We start from the raw sequence: 22,383 nt of genomic DNA, 5'->3' as shown, positions 1-22,383 counted from the left end.
CCGTAACGGTGGACCTGCCAGTCAGGCAGGGACAGCGGCCGATTCCTTGAGCTCGACCACGAACTCGCACAGCTGGCGCAGCGTGGCGATCTTGCGGCTGACGAACGAGTCGGGATCCAGCGCCACGCCGATCTTCTTCTGCACCACGACCTGCATCTCGACGAAGTCCAGGCTGTCGAACTCCATCGCTTCGATATTGGTATCGAGGGTCACATCGTTTTCGTCGACATCCTTGAGTTCCAGGATGAGGTCGCGAACAACGGCAAATACTTTCTCTACGGTGGTCATTGCATAGCTCCTTGGGAGGTTGGAAGGGCCTTTATCATCAGGCCGAGGGTGATGGTCATTACGTGGCGATCGCTGACATGCACCCCGAGATCGAGGGTGCCCACGGCCTTGCCGGGGCTTTCGATCAGGTGGATGTTGTCGATCTCGCAGCGGATATCGGTCTGCAACTCACCCAGCGAGCGCAGCGATGTGCAGAAGGTGATCTGGTGGCTGGTCTGCACCACCAGGTGATCGGACAGATCCTCGAGCCGGTTCGGCCGCTGCCGCTGACGGAACTGCGGGGACAGGCAATCGAAGATCACGCCCAGATGGTTGCGGATGAAGTGGGAAAAGATCAGCGCATCGAGCGCGACCCAGTCATCGAGCTCCCGGCCCAGGTCATCACGAAAGCGCGCGAGCCAGGCCGCGACCTCCTCGCGTGCCAGCAGGAAACCGGGGGTTGTGGATGACCATTCCGGTGCCTCGACGATGCGTACATGGCCGATCACGTGTTCGCTGTTGTCAGCGCTCGAGTGCAACTTGAACCCGGTGCTGTCACTGCGTTCGCGGGTCGACAGGGCTACCGTGCTGTCGCGCAGCACCGGGGTCTTGAGCAGCGCCTTGAACTGCATCCAGTCCTGGGGCAGCACCGGGCTGGCCCGCCCCATGCGGTGCTTGACCGGCAGCAGCGCGAGCATGCCATGCACCACCACATCGGCTGCGTCCATGCGGCGCGCCGCCTCGCGGTCGAAGTGGATCGGGTTGCGATCGCCGGAGAGACCGGCCCATGCCTCGATCTGCTCGGCTCCGAATTGCAGCTGCATGATCAGACCACCTTGCGCAGCATGATGCCGGCGTTGGCGCCACCGAAACCGAAGCTCAGGTTCAGCACGTTGTTCAGGGTCTGCCCATGCAGGTGTTCGTTGGGCACGTAGTTGAGGTCGCACTCAGGGTCGGCCTCATCCATATGGATGGTCGCCGGAATCGTGCCCCGGGCCATGGCCTTGAGGCAGAAGACCGCCTCCATCGAGCCGGCGGCGCCGATCAAGTGCCCGGTGTAGGACTTGGTGCTGGACATCGGAATGCCGTATGCCGCATCCCCCAGGGCCAGTTTGATCGAGCGGGTCTCGTTGACATCGTTGAGCGGGGTCGAGGTGCCGTGCAGGTTGACGTAGTCGATCTGCGAGGCCTCTACGCCTGCCTGCTGGCACACGTCATTGATCACCCGTACCCGGGCCTGCATGTCTTCGGCCGGGGCCGTCATGTCGTAGGCGTCCGAATAGTTGGCGTAGCCGGTGATCTCGCCGAGGATCTTCGCGCCCCGGGCCCGGGCCAGTTCATAGTCTTCCAGGCACAACACCGCCGCGCCCTCGGAGAGCACGAAGCCGCTGCGTCCCTTGCTGAACGGGCAGCAGGCCAGGCGTGGGTTTTCCTGTTCCTTGCTCAAGGCCTGGATGACATCCACCGACCAGACGTTGAACTGCTCTTTCAGGGATTCGCTGCCACCGGCGATCATCACCTTGGCGCGGCCGCTGCGAATCGCCTCGTAGGCTTCGCCAATGGCGATGGTGCCCGTGGCGCAGGCCGCCACCGGGCTGTTCTGGATACCGCGCATGTTCCAGTTCATGGTGATGCCGGCGGTCGCGGCATTGCACATCGACATGACGGTGGCGAAGGACGTGGAGATGCCCTGCTCGCGGTATTCGTTGTTGTTGCTGTTGGCAGTATCGAGCCCGCCCCAGCCGGTCCCCAGGATCACGCCGCGATCAAAGGGCGAGACGACCTCATCCAGGGGCGTGTCGCCATACGCCATGCGGATCGCCTCGTGGGTGGCCACCAGGCTGTATTTGGCGAACAGCGGCAACATCTTGGAGATTTTCTTCGAGAACGGACGCATCGCTTCACGACCGAAGTCATCGATAAAGCCAAAGTAACGCGCATGGATGCTCGGATCGTCGAAGCTGTGCTGACGGTAACCGACCTGGTAATCCATCATTGCGTCCCAGATGGCTTCGACATTCTCGCCGAGCGAGCAGATGGCGCCATAACCGGTTACAACTACCCGGCGCGGTTCTGAAGAGGCGGACTTTTCCATGATCTTCCCTGTTTCGATGTCTTGGCTGGAGATGCCACGCAGCGTGAAGAAGCCTGATCCAGACACTCAGACTGCCATTGGCATATTCGACGATTAAGGCAAGTGGAGTACTCGCAAGTACAAGCCATGTACGCACTAGTTGGAACAATCGTCCAACATTGCAAAGCTCAGCTCTACGGCGTTATTGAGGGCTTAACCACTGCCCGGCATAAGTTGTCGTAATTGCCCGGGGAGGACAACTGTATCTAGGTACAGATGGCCAAGTGCGTAATGAAAATCAACTCAGGCAACCTGCAACTGCACCTAAGTACAGGTTGTCTCCGGGCAGACATTGTTAAACTAACAAACGCCGCACAATTGATTTGCCTTAGTCGCAAGTTGACTCTCCGCGAACGGTGCGAGCCCAATCCTTAGTACTGACCATACCCCATGGAAGAACTTCAACAATATGGAATCCATCGAATTTCACGCGCTCGACTATAGTGCGACGCCCCACGCCTGGGTCGCCGATTTGTATGGCCTGCGCAAGGAAGTATTCGCCGATCGTTTGAACTGGAAGGTTAATATAAAGAATGACATCGAGTTCGATGAGTACGACAACGAGCGCACCACCTACCTGATCGGTACCTGGAAAGGCGTGCCCCTGGCCGGCCTGCGCCTGATCAACACCCTGGATCCCTACATGGTCGAAGGGCCGTTCCGCGACTTTTTCCGCTGCGCGCCGCCCAAACAGGCGTTGATGGCTGAATCCAGCCGCTTTTTCGTCGACAAGACCCGCTCGCGCCAGCTCGGCCTGGCCCATCTGCCGCTGACCGAAATGCTCCTGTTGTGCATGCACAACCATGCCGCGCGCAGCGGCCTGGAATCGATCATCACGGTGGTCAGCAACGCCATGGGACGGATCGTCCGCAACGCCGGCTGGCACTACGAAGTAATGGACACCGGCGAGGCCGCGCCGGGAGAAAAGGTGCTGCTGCTGAACATGCCGATCAGCGACGCCAATCGTCAGCGCCTGCTGTCCAGCATCGCTCGCAAATGCCCCTTGTCATCCACGCAGCTCAGTTGCTGGCCGCAGCGCCTGAACCCGCTCCACACCGCGTTCTACGAGCCTCAGCGGATCAGCGCCTGAATCAGAGGATGCCCTGGCGCTGAGCCTCGTAGACCGCCTGCTTGGCGTTGCAGACCTGCAGCTTTCCGGAAATGTTCGACATGTGAAATTTGACCGTCCGCTCGGAAATCGCGCAGATCAGCGCGATTTCCCGGTAGGCCTTGCCCATCATCACCCACTTGAGCACCCCCAGCTCCCTGGCCGAAAGCGGCCCGGTCTGAGGCTCGGGGAACAGCTCGTCCATCGCCCGCAGGCTCAGCAGCCGGCTATGAAAGCGGATCAGCGCCATCTGCAGCTGCCCCTGCTGGTCGGCCATGCGCCGCTCAAATTCGGCTTGCGACCCGCTATTGCAAAGGCTCAGCGAACTGAACATGCCGCAGGCGTCATGCAGGGTAAACGTCGCGCCGGAGCAGATGCGGTATTGGCTGGAACGTCGAAACAACTCCCGACTCTTGTCACAGGAGGCGGCCTGGAGGGCGTCGCTCCAGGAAAACGGCGCGCAACTTTTAAGACCGTGATGAATGATCGGGTCGATCAAATGATAGTTGGCATTCTTATAGGCTTTCAGCCAGCGCGATGGGTAGTTCGAAATAATAAGAGGGGCTACTTCGCGGTTTCGAGGGGCGGCAAAGTAGGCATAACTTGCCCCCTGCAGGTCACCCAACAGTTTTTCAAGCTCTAATTTAAAACAGACATTTGAATTACTTTCGTCGGCCGGAATAAAGCCTGAGTATTTTAGTCGACTATCCATGTCATGAGCTCGTTATATTTCAGGATTACTTCACCTTCTCGGGAGAGGGCGAAGACGACGTAAGATTTTTCTTATGAGTAAGATTTTTCTTATTACGCCTAAGCACGTGAATACATAGCTGCTGACCCACCAAGTTGGTAAGTCCCGATACGCTGGCGGGCTATATTCTGTTATGGCTTGATAGAAATCAAGCAGGCAGGCTATACAGCTTTAGTTGTACTTGTAAGAAATTATAGCGAGCAGTTTGTGATGTTTTTTTGACGACAGAATACAAAACTCTTATTACCCGTTCGGTTAATACCGGACGATATCGCGGCAACCGCTCTACAACCGCTGTTGTAGACAAGATGTTCCTGTCGTCACGCCAGTGGTTGGCAGGGCTAGAAGCCCAGTGACAATGTCTGCTCGCCCTCCTCCAGCGCCAGCAGGAACTGCTTGGCCTGCAGGCCGCCGGCAAAACCGGTGAGGCTGCCCGAGGCGCCGATCACCCGGTGGCAGGGGGCGATGATCGAGATCGGGTTCCGGCCATTCGCCGCGCCGACTGCGCGCACGGCCTTGGGGCTGCCGACCTGGGCGGCAATCTGGCTGTAGCTGCGGGTTTCACCGAAGGGAATGGTCAGCAGCGCCTGCCAGACCTTGCGTTGGAACTCGGTGCCGACAAAGTCCAGCTCCAGCTCGAAGCAATCGCGGCTGCCGGCAAAGTACTCGTTGAGCTGGCGTTCGGTTTCCAGCAAGACCGGGTGATCGTCGGCTGGCTGCAACGGGCCGAGACGCACGCGGTTTTCGCGTTCATTCTCCCAGAGAATCGCGGCAAGCTTCGTGCCTCTGGCAACCAGGGTCAGTTGACCGACGGGCGAGTTCATCAATTTGAATACGCAGGACATGCTAAGCCTCCTTTATCTTCCAGGGAGATCAGGCCCGAACCCGGCCTTCATCCCGGTACGCCTGCACTGTAGATCGACATTCAAGCGCAAGAACTACGTTTCTTGTGCTTGAATTCAGCGCCGGATCTTCCTGGATGGCGCTACGCTGGCTACTCATCCTCTTCGATCAGATAACAATTGTCACTGCTGCTGCGCCGCCCATGGGGATAGACGATAAAGGCGCCGCGCCCATTGCCGCACTCGAGCAGATGCACCGGCGACAGTTCACGCTGCTGATCGATGCGCGCATTGAGCCGGACGATATAGGTGCCCAGCGCAAGCGACACGCAAAGAATCAGCAGCAAGCAAAACACCAGTTGGTCGGTGTAGCCCGCGCCGGCCTTTTCAGAATGCATGGGCAATGGCGTCCGATCCTGCTGTCAGCTCCCTGCCATGCCCGATCAAGAATCCTCCTCGCGGCCCACCCTCGCCCAGGCGCACCGCGGGCGTTCTGGACAGCGAGCCATAGGCCAGCAGGCCGATGACAATCAAGACCAGCAGAATGTCTTTGATCAAAGGAGACAGGTTCATGGTGGCGCCCTCTTGGTGTAAAAGCCGCCACCCTAGAGTCCGACAGGTTAACGCCAGGTAAACATCGCTAAAAAAACGCCCGACTCCGTTATCCTCTGGGCCACTGAGCGACAAGGGTCCAAGGGGACGTTCCCGTGCATATCCACCTGCTGCTGGTCGAGGACAACCTCGACCTGGCCAACACCGTCATCGAATACCTGGAGATCAACGGGATCGTCTGCGATCACGCCAGCAATGGCCGGACCGGCCTGAGCCTGGCGCTGGACCAGCACTATGATGTGATCCTGCTGGACATCATGCTGCCGCGCCTGGATGGCCAACAGCTGTGCAAACAGCTGCGCGAACAGGGCAAACAGACACCGATCCTGATGCTCACCTCGCTGGATGCCCTGCCGGACAAGCTCGCCAGCTTTGCCATGGGCGCCGACGATTATCTGGTCAAGCCCTTCGAGCTGGCCGAACTGGTGGCCAGGATCCGCGCCCTGAGCCTGCGGCGCAGCGGCCAGGCCAGCCGCCTGCAGGTGGCCGACCTGACCATGGACCTGTCCACCCGCAAGGTCAGCCGCGCCGGACAGGAACTGCACCTGTCGCCCATCTGCTGGACCTTGCTGGAGTGCCTGATGCGCGCCAGTCCCGAGCCGGTGGGTCGCGAACGTCTCGAGGCCACGGTCTGGGGCGACGAGCCACCGGACAGCAATACCCTCAAGGTGCATATGCACCGCTTGCGCAAGACCGTGGACAAGGATTTCAGCCAACCGCTGATCCACACTCTTTCCGGCATTGGCGTACAGCTGAGGGCTCCATGCGCAAGGGGCTGAGTCTGAAATGGGTGATCAGCGGCAGTTTCCTGCTGTTGATCGCCGTGGTGCTGCTGATCTACAGCCAACTGCTCTCGAGCTACAGCGTCCGTGGCCTGCTCTATACCGCCAGCGCCATGATGGAAGAGCAAGCCCTGTACTTCGTCAGGCATTACAAGAAAGACCCAAGCCTGCCCCCGCCACAGAACTATTTCTTCAGCAGCGTTATCGGCAAGGAGGCGTTGCCGCCGAAAATTCGCCAGTTGCTGGATACGCCGCCAACCCTGTCCTTCGGCGCCGTGCAGGTGTTCGGCGAACTGGACGCCGATGGACAGGATGAAGTCAAAGCGATCCTGGCCCAGCCCCTGGGTGACGGCAAAACCCTGTACATGTTCGATGTCGACCACGACCATGAAGAAGGTGGCGAGGTCGAGACTCCGTTGTCCGATGCCTATCTCGATCACGAACTGAACAGCGTCAACTTCATCAGCCTGGGGGTCTTCGTCCCGGCACTGATCATCATCGTCCTGCTGGTCTGGTGGCTGGTACGTCCTCTCGGCCGGTTGGCCCAGTGGTCCACCACCCTGAAAGATCCTCATGCGGTGTCCAGCCAACGGCCGAATTTCCGCTTCAAGGAATTCAATGTACTGGCTGACTCCCTGGCCCAGAGCGTGCAGCAGGTGCAGGCCGCCAGCCTGCGCGAGGGACGCCTGCTGCGCTACACCAGCCATGAGTTGCGCACGCCGCTGGCGGTGCTCAAGGCCAACCTGGAACTGCTGGCCCTGCAGTCCGGCGGCACCCTGCCCCCGCCTCTGCAACGTATCGAGCGCTCGGTGCTGAACATGCAGCGCATTGCCGAGACGCTGCTGTGGATGAGCCGCGAGCGCCTTGAACCCTTGCCGGAAGAAGCCATCGACATGGCCGAGCTGTTCAACGAACTGATCCAGGAGCATCGCTACCTGATCGGCAAGCGGGATATCGAACTGATCCTCGACATCAGCAACGAACCCTGTCGGCTGCCCCCGACCGCCTGCCGGATCGTGGTCGGCAATTTTCTACGCAATGCCCTGCAATATGCCGACGAAGGCAGCATCGAAATCACCTTCGAGCAGCTGCGACTGCGCATCGTCAACCGCGTCCGTGACACCCGCCAGCCGGAAGAATCCAGCGATTTCGGCTATGGCCTGGGCCTGGAGCTGATGCGCCAGCTGTGCGCCAGGCTGGGCTGGACAATCCAGGTCGTGACCGAACAACAGCGCTTCACGGTGACCCTGGACTTCACCCCCACCGAGCCTCCAGCTGCGCCCCAAGAGCGCGCCGAAGGCAATGCCCGCGAGATCGACTGACAGCCCGATCAACCCAGCAAGCCCAGCTCCTGGGCCCGGGCCACGGCCTGGGTGCGACGCTCCACCCCCAGCTTGCTGTTGATATGGCTGGCGTGGGTCTTCACGGTGTGCAGCGAGATAAACAACTGATCGCTGATTTCCTGGTTGGAACAGCCCTGGGCGATCAGTTGCAGCACCGCCAGTTCGCGGGAGCTGAGGGCTTCGCCGTGATGCTGCTCCAGAGGCTCGCGCGCCACGGCGGCCGGCAGGCGTTCGAGCAAGGTCTGGCGCAATGGCGTCGCCGGCCCCTGCTGCAGCTGCTCGCGGATCCAGGCCGGATGCGCCCGCACCGCCCATTCGAACGGTTGCAATGCCCCGCCCACGGCCGCCTCCAGCGCCAGGGCAAAGGCCTGCCGGGCCTCGGGGTCGCGCCTCTGGGCCAGCAACAGCGCGACCTTCTGATTCAAGGCCATCACATTGAGCATCTGCCGCCCGGTCTCGCGGCCATGCTCCACCAGTTTGTCCAGGCGCTGTTCGGCCAGGGCCGGCTCGCCCTGGATGCTGTCGAGCAAGGCTTGCTGCAACTCGATATGCAGCGGCAGCTGTGGATGAAATTCCGGCGCCGCGGCGGCCTGGTCGCCGGTGTAGGTCTGCCCCAGGCGAGCCAGCCAGGCCTGCGCCAGGTCGGTGCGGCCCTGGGCCAGCCAGAGTTCGCATTTGACCAGGGTAATCATCGCCAGGTAGTAGATCGGCGGGACGTCCCAGATGTGCATCAGGCGTTCGGCCTCGGCCAGCTCGGCAAAGGCCTTGGCAAACTCACCGTTGTGGCCTTCCAGGTTGGCGATCACACAATGGCCGATCAGCACGCTGATATCGCGACAGGCCCGGGCCTCGACCAGCCCCGCCCGCAAGCGCGCCAGCCCGGTCTCGGGCTGGCAGCGCAACGTCAGCAGATACCCCTCATACAGCGTCAGCCGCGCACGTACCGCGTACAGGCGTTGCGCGGACAGGCCATACAAGCGCTGCAAGCCCTGGCGCACTTCATCCAGCGCCCGCAGGATCTCGCCGCGGGCCTGCAGCACCCGGGCCCGGTCGTAATGGGCCAGGGCCTCGAACAAGGGGTTGCCGACCCGCTGCGCCAGCTCCAGGGATTCGCGGTTGAGCCCCCGGGCGCGCCACAGGTCGCCATCGGCGATCGCCAGGTTGGACAGGGTCGACAGGCATACCAGCCGCTGCCCGTAACGTTTCTGCGGCAAGGTTTCCAGGGCTTCGGTGCAATACAGCAGGGTCAGCTCGCGATTCCCCCGCCCGCGGGCGACGATCCCGCTCAAGGCCAGCCATTGCGCCAGCATGGATTTCTGCGCAGTGGCCGAAGGGGCCGGCAGGAAGCGACTCAAATGGCTGGCCAGCTCCTCGGCGGCATCCAGCTGGCACGCCAGCCCCAGCGCCCAGCTGTACAGCACGATCAGCCGCGGGGTGCTGATCAGCAGGCTGTCGGGCAAGTCCATTTTCCAGCGCAGCAACATGCCGACGTTCTGCTCGGCCAGCAGTTGTTCCTCGGACAAGTTCTGTACCAGGTTCGCCGCCACATCCAGGTGCCCGGCGCGCAACGCCTGCTCCACCGCTTCGTCCAGCAGCCCCTGGGCGTTGAACCAGCGACAGGCGCGCAGGTGCAGGCTGGCCGGCGGCAATACCGCATTGGCGGTGGGCCGGGTGCGCAGCAGGTCGGAGAACAGGTGGTGATAACGGTACCAATGCCCCTGCTCGTCCAGCGGCACCAGGAATACCTGGTGGGCCAGCAGGTAACGCAGGATCTCGGCACTGTCGTGGGACTCGCGCAGCGCATCGCACAGTTCGCTGCAGAAGCGCTCCTGGGGCGCCGTGTCGTAGAGGAACGACTGCACTTCGGCAGGCAGGCAATCGATGACTTCTTCCAGCAGATAATCGCGAATCAGGCCTTCGCCGCCATTCAGTGACTGCGGCAAGGCTCCACCGCTGCCCGCCTCCGAGGCCGCCAGCAACCAGAAACGCAGCCCCGCTACCCAGCCTTCGCTGCGCAGGATCAGGCTTTCCAGCGCCTCGCCGCGCAACGAACTGCTGTGCCGGTCGAGCAGGGTCAGGGATTCGTCGTAGGTCAGGCGCAGGTCCTGCTCGTGCAGTTCCAGCAACTGCCGCGACAGGCGCAAACGCGCCAGGTGCCAGTCCGGGCGCTGGCGGCTGGTCACCAGCACCAAGAGGCCGTCGGGTAGATGATTGAGGAAGAACTGCAGGCAACGATCGAGCACCGGCCCCTGGGCCAGGTGGTAATCGTCCAGCACCAGCAACAAGGGAGACGCACTGGAAAGATGGGCCGCCAACTCGTCGAGCAGGCCGTCCAGCCATTCTTCGAAGGCGAAGGGCTGGTGGCGCTGGCGCATCTTCAGCAGCCCGAGGGATTGGCTGCCCAGTTGGGCGAAATACTGTTGCAGCCCCTCGAGCAGGCGTTCGAGAAAACGTCCCGGATCGTTGTCCCGGCGACTGAGCCCCAGCCACAGGCTGCGCCAGTGCGGCGGCAGGCTTTGGCAGAACTCCACCGCCAGCGAACTCTTGCCAAAACCGGCCGGCGCACTGACCAACAGCAACCGGCCATTGAGGCCCGCGCTCAAGCGCTCGCACAGACGCGGCCGCAGAACGTAGCCGTCGGGCAAGGGAGGTCGGTAGAAGCGCCCTTCCGGCGCGGGGATGGCCGCACCGGCAGGCCCCTGGATACGGGACAGATCAGTCATGGCCAACTCTTATTGAAGTGCTGTTGTCGGCAATACAGATGTCGGCAGACTAGCGGTAAAAAGCCCCCTGTTGAAGATTTTTGCTACAGATGGATAGAAAAAGAATACAACCGGGTTTGTCAGCGCTCCCCGCGTACTTGTAGGAGCGAGCTTGCTCGCGATCAGCTCAGCGCGGTTTTACCGGGAGGTGGCATTGTCTGGAGTATTTTTCGCGAGCAAGCTCGCTCCTACAGGGGCCACCCCGTGTTTTGTAGAAAAACCCAGACAATAAAAAACGCCCCGAACCAGTCGGGGCGTCGATCGAGGATGCGCCTCGATTTACCGCGGGTTAACGAACGCCATCCTGGCGCAGGGCCGCCGGGGTGAAGTCGCTGGTGGTGGCAGTAAAGCCGAAGTCATAGGCCGATTTCTCTTCGTTCTTCATGCCCAGTGCCAGGTAACGGCCGGACTGCAGGTCGTAGAGGGTTTCCAGGGCGTACCACGGCACTTGCTTGTCGTAGTAGTTCTCGGCATGCGCCTCGGCCACGCGCCACAGCTGGCCACGACCGTCGTAGTGGTCGATCACCGCGGCCTGCCAGGTGTCTTCATCGATGTAGAAGTCACGCTTGGCGTAGATATGACGCTGACCTTCCTTCAGGGTCGCGACCACGTGCCAGACACGGCGCAGCTCGTAGCGTGCCAGATCCTGGTTGATGTGGCCGGCCTTGATGATCTCGGCGTACTTCAGTTGCGGCGAGTCGAGCTTGTAGCTGTTGGAGGCGATGTACATCTCCTTCTTGCCTTCCAGCTTCCAGTCGTAGCGGTCCGGCGCGCCGTTGTACATGTCGAGGTTGTCGGAAGTACGCAGGCCGTCGGCCGCGGTACCCGGACCGTCATACGACACTTGCGGGGCGCGACGCACACGACGCTGGCCAGCGTTGTAGACCCAGGCCGAGCGCGGTTCCTTCACCTGGTCGAGGGTTTCGTGCACCAGCAGCACACCACCGGCCAGGCGCGCCGGCGCGGTCACTTTCTGCTTGAAGTAGAACAGGATGTTGCCCGGGTTCGCCGGATCGTAGTCCTTCATTTTGTCGCGGAACACGAACTGGTCCTGGAAGTACACCAGGCTGAACGAGCCGTTGGCCTGTGGCGTCGCCTGGGTCACCAGACGGGTCACGCTGCCGCCGCGATAGCGGGTAATGTGGTTCCAGATGACTTCCACGCCGCTTTTCGGAATCGGGAACGGAATGGCGGTCTTGAAGTTTTCCAGGCCATTGCCGCCGCTGACCAGGTTGGTCTTGGTGGCGTTTTCCTTGATCGCGGCGAACACGTCGGCGGGCACCGTGGCACCGCGGTGGGAAGGATAGACCGGCATCTTGTAGGTTTCAGGATAGCGCTTGAACATCGCGTACTGCCCCGGCGCCAGCTTGTCCTTGTACTGCTCGACGTTCTGCGCGGTGATGGTGAACTGCGGCTGCTCGCTGGCGTACGGGTTGGACAGGAAGCCCTTGCCGTCCACATTGCCGGCGTTGGTCGGCAAGGCTTTCCAGGCGGGAATGGTACCGGCGGAGTTACCGGCCATTTCCGCGCCCATCGGCGTCAGGGAGGTACCCAGCTTGGCCGCTTCATCGGCCGAGACCGCGGCCATGACCCCGGTCGCCAGCAGCGACAGCCCGAGGACACCGACCTGCAACAGACTCTTGGTTACTTTCATATTCTTGTTCTTCCTGAAAATGCAGTGCTTAGAAGTTCACGCCGAAACTGAGGGCCACGAAGTCACGGTCATCCACGGTGGTGTACTTGCCGTCGAAGAAGTTGGTGTACGCCAGGCTCGCGGTGTAGGTGTTCTGGTACTCGGCATCCACGCCCAGGCTGATGGCCTTGCGACCTTCCTCGAAGTTGCCGCCAGGGCCAGGCGAGTAACCACTGACGTCATGGGACCAGGCCACGTTCGGCTTGAGGTTCACACCGGCGAACACGTCGTTGTATTCCCAGATGGCACGACCGCGATAACCCCAGGAAGTCGAGGTGGTGAAGCCGTCGTCGTTACAGTTGCGGCTGCGATTGTTGGTCGCCGCGCCTGGACCCGCGCCGTTGATGGTGCTGGTATTGAGGATCTGCGAGCAGGTGTCCAGGCTGCCGGTGGCAGGCAGTTCGCCCGGGCCGTAGACCGGATCGCGGCCGTAACGAACCTTGGAGGTGCTTTCCAGGCCGCCCACGTAGGTCAGGCCGACTTCACCGACCAGGGTCAGGCGGCTGGCGCCCATGACCTGATCGAAGAAGTGGGTGAAGGTGGTCTGCAGTTGGGTGATCTCTTTACGGCGATAGCCGTGCAGGTCCTGGCCCGGCGAGCCGTCGAGCAGCGAGGCATTGGCCAGGGTACCGCCCAATGGGCGAACACCGGCGAACAGGATATCGGTGGAGTTCAGTTGCACCGGAGCGTTCGGGCGATAGCTGATCTCACCACTCCACGCGGTACCGGTAGGCAAGGTGGTGGAGAAGCTCAGGCCGTAGAGGCGAATGTCCTCAGGGTACTCGACGAAGTACTCGGAGCTACCGGCAACCACCAGTGGGCCCAAGGCGCGGAACGCTGGAGGCAAGGCCGCCACGCGATCGAAGACCGACTGCGGGGCACCGGTGGCGCTGAAGATCGGCGCACGGCTGTGGTAGTTCATGAAGTACGCGCCGAACTCGGTGTCGAGCGGCTCGTACATGTACTTGAAGGACACGCCCCACTGCCCGCTGTCCCGCGCATCGCGGTCCGGGCCACGACGTACCAGCACGCCTTCCTGGTTGACGTCGACACCCGCGGCGGCCAATGGCCCCAGGGCAATCGATGGAATGGTCGAGCGTTTGTTCAGCACCCGCAGGTTGTCGCTGCAACCGTCGGCGATGATGTCCGGCTGGGAGAAGAAGGTGCCGCAGTTGTCGACGACGGTCTGGTCCCATTCCAGCTGATAGAAGGCTTCGGCCGAGAGGTTGTCGGTCAGGCTCTGGGAGACGTAGAACATGTTGACCGGGATCAGGCCTTCCTTGATCTCCGCGCCAGGACGGCGGAAAGCCGATACGTCGATCGGGTTGATCGAGTTGATGCCGCCGCCGATGAAGGTACTTTCACCCCAGCTCACCACTTGCTTGCCCAGACGCACGGAACCCGGCTGCTCGGCGATCGAGTAGTTGTGATAGATGAAAGCGTCGAGGATCTGCCCGCCGGAAGACTTGGCGCCTTCCTTGCGGTTGCTGTCGCTGATGTCCTTGAACTCGCGGCTTTCGTCCTTGAGTTCGAAGTCATACCAATATTTGCCACGGACGAAGACGCCGGTGTCGCCGTATTTCAATTCAAGGTCATGGATGCCCTTGAAGATCTTGGAAAAGGTTTCGCCACTTTTGAAGTTAGCGTGGCCATCGTCGGAGGTCTGGGACAGGCCATGACCGCCGTTGTTGACACCAATCAGGTTCTTGTTGGGGCTCTGGGTAGACCAGCTCGCACCCAGCGATAGAGAGGAGTCGAACTGACCTTCGATTTCACCGATGTTGAAACTGACGCCGAAGGCAGGCCCGGCGAGCGTAGAGGCGAGACTGACGGCCAGAGGCAGTTTCGCCCGGCGCCAGAGCTGGTTTACTGATGTCATCGACGCTACTCCATGTGCTTTATTGTTATGGCAGTGAGCACTTTTAAAAACGCTCTGAACGGGCGGAACCCAGTCAGCCCCGAAGTCGTTCAAAGTTGCATCGCCCCGTGTTGTGCGGTTGCCCCGTTCTTAAAAATCCTTGGGCGGACTATAGCCAGCAGGTGGTACGGCTTGATCCCTCTAAAGTGTGATTTGCAGCCTCCAACCACTCTGGAACGGTCCTTTCGCCAGTCCGGCAAATGCCGGCACGGCAAGGATGGCTGAAAATTCGAATTTGACAAGGCAAGCGCTTGCTTGGTGGGCTCTACCGTGCCCTTTCGGGCACGGTAGGAGGTGCTTACAGGGTCGAAAGAAAGGTGCTGTTGTTGGCCTGCCATTCGGTGATGTCGAGGCGGATGCGCTTCTTGTCGAGCTTGCCGACACTGGTCTTGGGAATTTCAGTAACAAGGGCGATCTGACTGGGAATCGCCCACTTGCTCAAGTGCCCCTGTTCGACAAACGGCTTGAGATGTTCCTTGAGCTCCTTGGCCTCGATTGCATGCCCTTCGCGGACCACCAGCAAGGCAAACGGGCGCTCGCCCCACTGCGGATCGGGAATACCCACCACTGCTACTTCGCGTACCGCCGGGTGGCGACTGATCAGGTCTTCCAGGGCCAGAGACGATACCCACTCGCCTCCGGTCTTGATCACATCCTTGATCCGGTCGCGAATGTCGATCACACCCATGCCGTCGAGGGTCGCCACGTCGCCGGTGTGCAGCCAGCCGCCTTCCCACAGCTCCGCGCCCTTCTGCGGTTCGTTGAAATAGCCTTCGGTCAGCCAGGGTGCGCGCAGCACCAGCTCACCCTGGGTCTCGCCATCGGCCGGCAGGAAGTTGCCGTCGCCATCGACAATCGCCGCCTCCACCAGAGGCCCGGGCACGCCGGCCTTGATCCGGTAGGAGGTGCGTTCATCCTCGGTGCCCGCCAGCAGCTCTTCGTTGAGGTGGGCACAGGACACCAGCGGCCCGGTTTCCGACATGCCATAGGCCGCCGTCAGCTGAATGCCCTTGGCCTTGGAGGCCTCGTACAGCGCACGGTTGAGCGCGCTGCCGCCGATGACGATCTTCCAGCCGCCGAAATCCGTGCCCTGGGCCGCCTTGGCATTGAGCAGCATCTGCAGGATGGTCGGCACGCAGTGGGAGAAGGTGACCTTTTCCTTGCGCCACAGCTCCACCAGCAGCTCCGGGTCGTAACGACCGGGATAGACCTGCTTGAGGCCGAGCATGGTCGCCACATAAGGCAGGCCCCAGGCATGCACGTGGAACATCGGGGTAATCGGCATGTACACATCGCTGGTGCCCAGCAGGCGCACGCTGTCGATGCTGCCCATGATCACCGCCACGCCCATGGTATGCAGCACCAGCTGGCGGTGGGTGAAGTACACGCCCTTCGGGTTGCCGGTGGTGCCGGTGGTGTAGAAGGTGGTGGCCACCGAGTTTTCGTCGAAATCCTCGAAGGCGTACTGGGTGCTGGCAGCGGCCAGAAGCTGCTCGTATTCGCCCACCAGGTTCGGCAGGTCGGCGCTCTTTTCCGGGCCGTCGGTCAGCAGCAGGGTTTTCTCCACCGTGGTCAGTTGCCCGGCGATCGCCTGGTAGAGCCCGACGAACTCGCTGTTGACCAGCACGAAGCGGTCCTCGGCGTGGTTCATGGTGTACAGGATCTGTTCCGGCGACAGGCGCACGTTGATGGTGTGGATCACCGCGCCGATCATCGGGATGGCGAACATGCACTCCAGGTAGCGATGGCTGTCCCAGTCCATCACCGCCACGGTATCCCCGGCCTTGACCCCGGCAGCCGTCAACACGTTCGCCAGCCTGGCCACGCGCTCGATCAGGGTTGGGTAGCTGTAACGCAGTTTGTCCCGGTAAACGATTTCACGGGTCTTCTCGTAACGGGTGCCGGACATCAGCAGCCGCTTGATCAATAACGGGTATTGGTAAGCGCCTTCGGCTGGCGGAATAACGCGAGTCTGCAACATAAGCATCCCTTTTCGTGACTGCACGGTCGTGGCTTGAGAACGCTCACTCTAGAGCGCCGTTGGCTCTGCCAAATCAGCCAAAGGAATGATTTGCAGAGCCGTACGAATGCTAGCTCCAAGCCAGCATTCGTGCGACCGGGGATTCACGCGAAGACACTCCCATGCTCCCTCAAGCGGCCTGCCCCGCCGCGGCCTCCGCCGGGGTACGCGGGAAGATCAACGCGGCGGCGAAGGTCAGCGCGGCGAAACCACTCAGGATCAGGTACAGCCCGGCCAGCCCCTGGCGCGGCTCGACAAAGGCAATCAACGGAATCGCCGTGGCACTGGCGCCGAACGACAGGCAGTAGCGCAAGGCAAACACCCGGGACTGCCACTGCGGGGCAACGAAGTTGGCGACCATCGCATCGTTCACCGTGACCTGCCCGAACACCACGAACATAAAGGCCGCTCCCAGGCCGATGACCGCCCAGCCCTCGACCTCGGCCAGGCCGAACAGCAGCGGCGCCTGGCACAGGGTCAAGAAGATAAAGGGCCATTTCAGACTGAAGCGATGCAGCACCCGGCCAATGCTCAGTTGCGCCACGGCGCCGAAGGCATACGCCAGGCTGACCACCAGGCCCAGGGTCTGCGGCGAAGCGAACAGGTCCTGCAGGCGCTCCTGGAACAGCTTCGGGTAGGTCATGGTGGTGGCGTTGAACACCACCCCGCCGGTCGCGGTTGCCAGGGCCAGGACGCCAAACACCATGGCCATGGAAATGCGCTGGCCGTCCACGCCCTTGAGCCGCACATGGGGCCGTGCCGGGATGGGCTCTTCACGCACCTGCCAGGCAAACCCCAGGCCCAGGGCAATCGCCACCACGCCCGGCAGGATGAACGCCGAACGCCAGCCGAAATGCGCCACCAGCAGCCCGCTGATCAATGCCGAAAAGGCCACGCCGAGATTGCCCCACATGCCATTGATGCCGATCTCCCGCCCGCGGTTCTGCGCATAGGCCACCAGCATCGCCGTGCCCACCGGATGGTAGATCGCGGCAAACACCCCCATCAGCGTCAGGCCGACCACCAGCATCGTCGGGCTGCTGCTCAGGCCGGTGAAAATCGCCGAGGCGCCGATACCGAAGAAGAACAGCAGCATCATCTGCCGCCGGCTCCAGTGGTCGCCCAGCCAGCCGGCCGGTAGCGAACAGGCGCCGAAGGCAATGAAGCCGCCCAGGGAAAGACCGATCAGCGCGGCATAGTCCAGGTCGAAGGCCCTGGTCATCCCGAGCACGGCGGCGGGGAAGATCAGCATGAACATGTGATCGATCACATGGGCGGCGTTGATGTAGCGGATTACGTTTCGAGACTGATTCATGACGGCACGCTGTTTCGTTGTAGGTATGCCGTTATGCTAGGTTGGCTATAAAACGCACTCCTGACAATAAAGTCATCGAATCGGACATGTTAATCAGCCACTTTCAGCACGGCCCGGTCAGCGCCTACCCACGCGATTATCTCGACGGTGCCCACCAGGAGCTGCACCGGCATCGCGAGGCACAACTGCTGTACGCGGTGCGCGGGACCATGCGCGTGGTAACGGCCCAGGGCGCATGGGTCCTGCCACCGACCCGCGCGGTGTGGATTCCGCCCCTGGTGGAACATGAAATCTTCATGGCCGGCGATGTGCACATGCGTTCGCTGTTCATCGCCCCCGAGCTGTCGCCGCCTTCGCTGCAGCAATGTTGCGTGCTGGCGGTCACACCGCTGCTGCGCGAGCTGATCCTGCGGGCCGTGCAGGGTCGCGAACACGCGGAAAACCCACTGATCCAGCAACTGATGCTGGAAGAAGTCGCCCGCCTGGAGAACCTGCCACTGCATATCCCCATGCCCCGCGACCGGCGCCTGCAAGCCATTTGCCAGGCGCTGCTGCAGACGCCGGATCATGCCAATACCCTGGAAGACTGGGCGCAGCAGGTCGGCGCCAGTTCACGAACCCTGGCGCGGCTGTTTCAGCAGGAATTGCAAATGAGCTTCAATGCCTGGCGCCAGCAACTGCGCCTGATGGAAGCCCTGCCACGCTTGATCGCCGGCGAGAGCGTGCAGCAAGTGGCGACGGCCTTGGGTTATGGCAGCGCCCGGGCCTTCAGCGCGATGTTCTGCCGCTTGCTCGGCCACCACCCGCGGGAATACCTCGGCGCCCTGAATCAGTTCAAGGCGCTAGGCCCCATCACTTAGCCCCGTGTGCAGGCCCGTGCGGCTGCAAATGCTGTTGCAGGTAGTGGCGCAGGCGTTTTTCCACGTCGCGGTTTTGCGGCCGGGGCAGCCCGGCCGGCCATTCGCCACGCGCCAGCGCGCGAATCGGCGCCTGCTGGCTCATGCCGCGGCGCTGGATCTGGCGCAGCCCCTGATCCCACCAGACATGGCGGCAAGCCTCGACATAAGGCGAGATCGGGCCGCAGCTGCCATACAGCAGGTCGCGCCCGACCTTTTGCATGTCCTTGTTCTGTCGCCTCAAGTAGAACTTGATCCGCGAGCGCTGAAACAGCGACGGCAAGGTTTTGCGCCGTGGCACCTCGCGCTGCATGCGCAACAATTCCGGCCGGAAAGCTTCGCCGTGACGCTGGAAGAACAGCGCCTGCATGGCGTGGAAGAAGTCCTTGTCGGAGAAGTAGTGATAGATGCAACTCTTGCTCTCGCCCACGGATTGACCGCGCAAGGCAAATGACAGGGCGATCTGTTCCAGGGTGTGCAGGTCCTTGATGTGCGCGCTCCACTCATCGATCAAGGCAATCGAGGCCTGCATCAACGGACCGTCGCCAGCCGTCAGGCCACAGACCCCGCTGTTGAACAGGCGCTGGTCGTCGGGCACCGACTGACCGCTGGCCTGCAGGTAGCGGTCGAGCTTGACGAACTCGGGGCGGGTACGGACTTCGGACCAGAGAAACTCGTCTTCATCGATCAGGTACTGGCCGGGCGCAATACGATCGAACAGCCGCTGCGGGTCGGCCTCGAACAAGGTGTCGGTATCGACAAACAGGGTCTTGTCCGCCAGCTCGAGGCCCGCGGCAAAGGCACAGGCCTTGCGCCGATGGTAGTAGCCCTGGTCGCCCTGCCACTCGACCAGCGTTTGCGTACTCAACGGCACTACGTGCACCGGCCAGCCGTGGAAGTCCTCGGGACGGTCGGTCATGACCCGAATCACCAGCGGCTCGGCGCTCTTGCTCTGGTCGAGGGCCGTCAGAATGCTGAATTTCGCTTCATGGCGATAAACCTCTTTGCCGCCATAAACCAGATAGAGCAACTGCTGCGGTACTTTTTGTATCGTCATCAAGCGTCCGGTCTCGCGCGCCCTCCGGGCGGTCAAGGGGCTCGACCGGCCGGAGTGGCATAAAAGCGGACGATTGTACGATTAATCCCAATTAATGATCAGAAATATCCGATAAGAGCCTAAGCGGGAAAGACCGACTCAATGCATCTCGGTAAAGGCCAGCTTCACCCCGATGGCAATCAGCACCGCGCCCATGGTGCGGTCGAACCAGTGGCCCATGCGGGCAAAACCGGCGCGGACTTTCTGCTGGCTGAACAACAGCGCCACCAGGCAGAACCAGGTAGCCGTCGCCGCCGCCAGGTACACGCCGTAACCGGCCTGGATGGCCAGGGGCGTGTGCGGATTGATGACCACGGTGAACAGCGAGAGGAAAAACAGCGTCGCTTTCGGGTTCAGGCCATTGGTCACGAAACCGGAAGTGAAGGCGCCGCGCGCGGTGCGCTCGCCGGCTTCCAGGTGCAGGCTCTCGGTAGCCGGCTTGGCCGGCTGCGCCCGCAGGGCCTTGTAGCCGATGTACAGCAGGTAAGCGGCGGCGGCCCATTTCAGCGCGTTGAACAGCACGATCGATTGCGACACGATCAGGCCGATGCCCAGCAGCGAATAGCCCACGTGCAGGAAGATCGCGGTGCCGACGCCCAATGCCGTCCAGGTGCCGGCGCGGCGACCGTGGGTCACGCTTTCGCGCACCACGACGGCGAAATCCGGGCCCGGGCTGGCCACGGCAAGCAGGTGAATAAGGGCGACAGTCAAGAACTCGGCGAGGTACATGGACACTCCTGTGTATCTAATTATTTCATCTGTTAGGCTCGGCAGATTACGCCTTCAGACCCTCGTGCAAAAGGTACAGTTGATGACTAACAATCGCCGCGCCGTCTTCCTCGACCACAGCTCCCTGGACCTCGGCGACCTCGACCTCGGCGCGCTGCGCCACAGCTTCGGCGAACTGCAATTGCATGACCGGACCAACCCCGAACAAGTGGTCGAGCGCCTGCAGGGAGCCCAGGTGGCGATCAGCAACAAAGTGCTGCTCAACGCCGAAACCCTGGCCGCCTGCCCCGAACTGAAACTGATCCTGGTGGCCGCCACCGGCACCAACAATGTCGACCTGGCCGCCGCCCGCGCCCAAGGCATCACAGTCGCCAACTGCCAGGGCTACGGCACGCCATCGGTGGCCCAGCACACCCTCATGCTGCTGCTCAACCTCGCCACCCGCTTCGACGATTACCGCCAGGCGGTCAGTGACGGCCGCTGGCAGCAGGCGCGGCAGTTCTGCCTGCTGGACTTCCCGATCGTCGAGCTGCAAGGCAAGACCCTGGGCCTGCTGGGCCATGGCGAGCTGGGTGGCGCAGTCGCTCGCCTGGCCGAAGCCTTCGGCATGCGCGTGTTGCTGGGGCAGATTCCCGGTCGTCCGGCCCGTCCTGATCGTCTGCCGCTGGATGAACTGCTGCCGCAGGTCGATGCGCTGACCTTGCACTGCCCGCTCAACGAACACACCCGGCACTTTATCGGCGCCCGGGAGCTGGCCCTGCTCAAGCCCCAGGCCTTCGTGGTCAACACCGCCCGTGGCGGCCTGATCGACGAGCAAGCCCTGGCCGACGCCCTGCGCAGCGGTCATCTGGGCGGCGCGGCCACCGACGTGTTGAGCGCCGAGCCGCCGACCACGGGCAACCCGCTGCTGGCCCATGACATCCCACGGTTGATCGTGACCCCACACAACGCCTGGGGCAGCCGTGAAGCCCGGCAGCGCATCGTCGGCCAGCTGGCGGAAAACGCCCAGGCGTTTTTCAGCGGTACAGCGCTGCGGGTCGTCAGTTGATAAACTGCGCCACTTTTTTCCCAGGAGCAGATTATGGATCCGCGCAGTGAAGTACTGCTTCGTCAGGCTGACTTGTTTCAAGGCTCGCTGCTGCTGGCCGGCCTGCCCGCCGATGACCTGCTCGGCCGCCTGCCAGCCGCCCATGGCTGGTGCTGGCATGCTGGTGACCAGGCCGCGCTGGATGCGCGCTTCAGCGGACGCAGCCACTTCGGCGTGACCGCCCCCGAGCAAGCCTTTGCCAACGCCGTGCTGTTCCTGCCCAAGTCCAAGGAACTGACCGACTACCTGCTCAACGCCCTCGCCTCGCGCCTGGCCGGGCGCGAGCTGTACCTGGTCGGGGAAAAACGCAGCGGCATCGAACGCGCGGCCAAGCAGCTCAACCCCTTCGGCAAACCGCGCAAGCTCGACAGCGCGCGGCACTGCCAGCTATGGCAAGTGACGGTCGACAACGCGCCGCAAGCCGTCAGCCTGGAAAGCCTGGCCCAGGAATATGAACTGCCGCTGGTCGAAGGACCGCTGAAAGTGGTCAGCCTGCCGGGGGTGTTCAGCCATGGTCGCCTGGATCGCGGCAGCGCCCTGTTGCTGGAACACCTGGACAAACTGCCCAGCGGCCACCTGCTGGATTTCGGTTGCGGCGCCGGGGTCCTGGGCGCGGCGATCAAACGGCGCTACCCGCATAACAGCGTGACCCTGCTCGACGTCGACGCCTTCGCCGCTGCCAGCAGTCGCCTGACCCTGGCCGCCAATGGCCTGGAAGCCGAAGTCCTGACCGGTGACGGCATCGATGCCGCGCCCATGGGTTTGAACACCATCCTGACCAATCCACCATTCCACGTCGGGGTCCACACGGACTACCAGGCGACAGAAAACCTGCTGCGAAAAGCAGCCAAACATCTGAAAACAGGTGGCGAACTCCGGCTGGTAGCCAACAGCTTCCTGCGTTACCAACCGCTGATCGAAGAGCATCTCGGCCCTTGTTCGATCAAGGCCGAAGGCCAGGGTTTTCGCATCTACAGCGCCAAGCGCAGCTGAAAACCTTTTTGCAAAAGAACGCTTGCCGAATGGAT

Annotated in this window: 20 protein-coding genes; 6 read left to right on the top strand and 14 right to left on the bottom strand. The window is 62.0% G+C overall.

The window, feature by feature from the left end; genetic code table 11:
- Positions 1-21: 21 nt before the first annotated feature.
- From PVZ78_RS14540 to PVZ78_RS14530, 3 genes are read right to left on the bottom strand one after another with little or no spacing between them, the layout of a single operon-like run.
- Positions 22-288, bottom strand: a complete 267-nt coding sequence (locus tag PVZ78_RS14540) for an acyl carrier protein (RefSeq protein ID WP_009050743.1) — start codon at positions 286-288, stop codon at positions 22-24.
- Positions 285-1,091 carry a MaoC family dehydratase gene (locus PVZ78_RS14535; protein ID WP_016703555.1) on the bottom strand — a complete coding sequence of 269 codons (807 nt, stop codon included), beginning with the start codon at positions 1,089-1,091 and terminating at the stop codon, positions 285-287. Before PVZ78_RS14535 ends, PVZ78_RS14540 begins: the two co-directional genes overlap by 4 nt.
- A gap of 2 nt (positions 1,092-1,093) precedes the next feature.
- Positions 1,094-2,362, bottom strand: a complete 1,269-nt coding sequence (locus PVZ78_RS14530; RefSeq protein WP_016703556.1) for a beta-ketoacyl-[acyl-carrier-protein] synthase family protein — start codon at positions 2,360-2,362, stop codon at positions 1,094-1,096.
- A 448-nt stretch (positions 2,363-2,810) separates the two neighbouring features.
- On the opposite strand from PVZ78_RS14530, the gene PVZ78_RS14525 reads away from it, so the two are divergent.
- On the top strand, positions 2,811-3,491 hold the full coding sequence (locus PVZ78_RS14525; RefSeq protein WP_009050746.1) for an acyl-homoserine-lactone synthase: 681 nt from the start codon (positions 2,811-2,813) through the stop codon (positions 3,489-3,491).
- 1 nt (position 3,492) lies between these two features.
- On the opposite strand, the gene PVZ78_RS14520 is transcribed toward PVZ78_RS14525, so the two are convergent.
- From PVZ78_RS14520 to PVZ78_RS14505, 4 genes are all read right to left on the bottom strand, one after another.
- Positions 3,493-4,221 (bottom strand): helix-turn-helix transcriptional regulator, encoded by a 729-nt coding sequence (locus PVZ78_RS14520; protein WP_273828872.1) that lies wholly within the window; start codon positions 4,219-4,221, stop codon positions 3,493-3,495.
- 380 nt (positions 4,222-4,601) lie between these two features.
- A complete protein-coding gene (locus PVZ78_RS14515) occupies positions 4,602-5,105 on the bottom strand; it encodes a methylated-DNA--[protein]-cysteine S-methyltransferase (RefSeq protein WP_273828871.1) in 504 nt (167 codons plus the stop codon).
- A gap of 149 nt (positions 5,106-5,254) precedes the next feature.
- Complete coding sequence (locus PVZ78_RS14510) at positions 5,255-5,500, bottom strand: hypothetical protein (RefSeq protein ID WP_016703558.1); 246 nt, start codon at positions 5,498-5,500, stop codon at positions 5,255-5,257.
- The gene (locus PVZ78_RS14505; protein ID WP_016703559.1) at positions 5,490-5,675 is read right to left on the bottom strand and encodes a hypothetical protein; all 186 of its coding nucleotides are present in this window, start codon (positions 5,673-5,675) and stop codon (positions 5,490-5,492) included. Before PVZ78_RS14505 ends, PVZ78_RS14510 begins: the two co-directional genes overlap by 11 nt.
- A gap of 134 nt (positions 5,676-5,809) precedes the next feature.
- On the opposite strand from PVZ78_RS14505, the gene PVZ78_RS14500 reads away from it, so the two are divergent.
- Together PVZ78_RS14500 and PVZ78_RS14495 are read left to right on the top strand one after the other, a co-directional pair.
- Positions 5,810-6,493, top strand: coding sequence for a response regulator transcription factor (locus tag PVZ78_RS14500; RefSeq protein ID WP_009050751.1), 684 nt, complete (start codon positions 5,810-5,812; stop codon positions 6,491-6,493).
- Positions 6,478-7,818 carry a sensor histidine kinase gene (locus PVZ78_RS14495; RefSeq protein ID WP_009050752.1) on the top strand — a complete coding sequence of 447 codons (1,341 nt, stop codon included), beginning with the start codon at positions 6,478-6,480 and terminating at the stop codon, positions 7,816-7,818. Before PVZ78_RS14500 ends, PVZ78_RS14495 begins: the two co-directional genes overlap by 16 nt.
- Before the next feature lie 8 nt (positions 7,819-7,826).
- Here PVZ78_RS14495 and PVZ78_RS14490 read toward each other — a convergent pair whose 3' ends face one another.
- The 5 genes from PVZ78_RS14490 to PVZ78_RS14470 all read right to left on the bottom strand — a co-directional run bounded on the left by PVZ78_RS14490 (position 7,827) and on the right by PVZ78_RS14470 (position 17,547).
- Complete coding sequence (locus tag PVZ78_RS14490; RefSeq protein WP_273828870.1) at positions 7,827-10,562, bottom strand: LuxR C-terminal-related transcriptional regulator; 2,736 nt, start codon at positions 10,560-10,562, stop codon at positions 7,827-7,829.
- A 328-nt stretch (positions 10,563-10,890) separates the two neighbouring features.
- On the bottom strand, positions 10,891-12,255 hold the full coding sequence (locus PVZ78_RS14485; RefSeq protein WP_009050754.1) for a DUF1329 domain-containing protein: 1,365 nt from the start codon (positions 12,253-12,255) through the stop codon (positions 10,891-10,893).
- Positions 12,256-12,283: 28 nt separating this feature from the next.
- Positions 12,284-14,173 carry a DUF1302 domain-containing protein gene (locus tag PVZ78_RS14480; RefSeq protein WP_028683367.1) on the bottom strand — a complete coding sequence of 630 codons (1,890 nt, stop codon included), beginning with the start codon at positions 14,171-14,173 and terminating at the stop codon, positions 12,284-12,286.
- Between the two features lie 337 nt (positions 14,174-14,510).
- Positions 14,511-16,193: a fatty acid--CoA ligase gene (locus PVZ78_RS14475; protein ID WP_009050756.1), complete on the bottom strand. Its 1,683-nt coding sequence runs from the start codon at positions 16,191-16,193 to the stop codon at positions 14,511-14,513.
- A gap of 169 nt (positions 16,194-16,362) precedes the next feature.
- Positions 16,363-17,547: an MFS transporter gene (locus tag PVZ78_RS14470; protein ID WP_028683368.1), complete on the bottom strand. Its 1,185-nt coding sequence runs from the start codon at positions 17,545-17,547 to the stop codon at positions 16,363-16,365.
- A gap of 86 nt (positions 17,548-17,633) precedes the next feature.
- Between PVZ78_RS14470 and PVZ78_RS14465 the strand changes: the two genes are divergently transcribed.
- Positions 17,634-18,407: an AraC family transcriptional regulator gene (locus PVZ78_RS14465; RefSeq protein ID WP_009050758.1), complete on the top strand. Its 774-nt coding sequence runs from the start codon at positions 17,634-17,636 to the stop codon at positions 18,405-18,407.
- On the opposite strand, the gene PVZ78_RS14460 is transcribed toward PVZ78_RS14465, so the two are convergent.
- Both PVZ78_RS14460 and PVZ78_RS14455 read right to left on the bottom strand, forming a co-directional pair.
- Positions 18,400-19,500 carry a hypothetical protein gene (locus PVZ78_RS14460; protein WP_273828869.1) on the bottom strand — a complete coding sequence of 367 codons (1,101 nt, stop codon included), beginning with the start codon at positions 19,498-19,500 and terminating at the stop codon, positions 18,400-18,402. The two genes, PVZ78_RS14465 and PVZ78_RS14460, sit on opposite strands and share 8 nt — an antisense overlap.
- A gap of 138 nt (positions 19,501-19,638) precedes the next feature.
- A complete protein-coding gene (locus PVZ78_RS14455) occupies positions 19,639-20,268 on the bottom strand; it encodes a LysE family translocator (protein ID WP_028683370.1) in 630 nt (209 codons plus the stop codon).
- Positions 20,269-20,350: 82 nt separating this feature from the next.
- Between PVZ78_RS14455 and PVZ78_RS14450 the strand changes: the two genes are divergently transcribed.
- Complete coding sequence (locus PVZ78_RS14450) at positions 20,351-21,316, top strand: 2-hydroxyacid dehydrogenase (RefSeq protein ID WP_273828868.1); 966 nt, start codon at positions 20,351-20,353, stop codon at positions 21,314-21,316.
- A 33-nt stretch (positions 21,317-21,349) separates the two neighbouring features.
- A complete protein-coding gene (locus PVZ78_RS14445) occupies positions 21,350-22,348 on the top strand; it encodes a class I SAM-dependent methyltransferase (protein ID WP_038635041.1) in 999 nt (332 codons plus the stop codon).
- The last annotated feature ends 35 nt before the right edge of the window (positions 22,349-22,383 follow it).

The sequence above is a fragment of the Pseudomonas sp. SBT1-2 genome, assembly GCF_028640875.1.
Taxonomy (GTDB): Bacteria; Pseudomonadota; Gammaproteobacteria; order Pseudomonadales; family Pseudomonadaceae; genus Aquipseudomonas; species Aquipseudomonas chlororaphis_I.
Note: the sequence above shows the minus strand (reverse complement) of the source record. Positions and strands in the feature narration are given on the sequence as shown.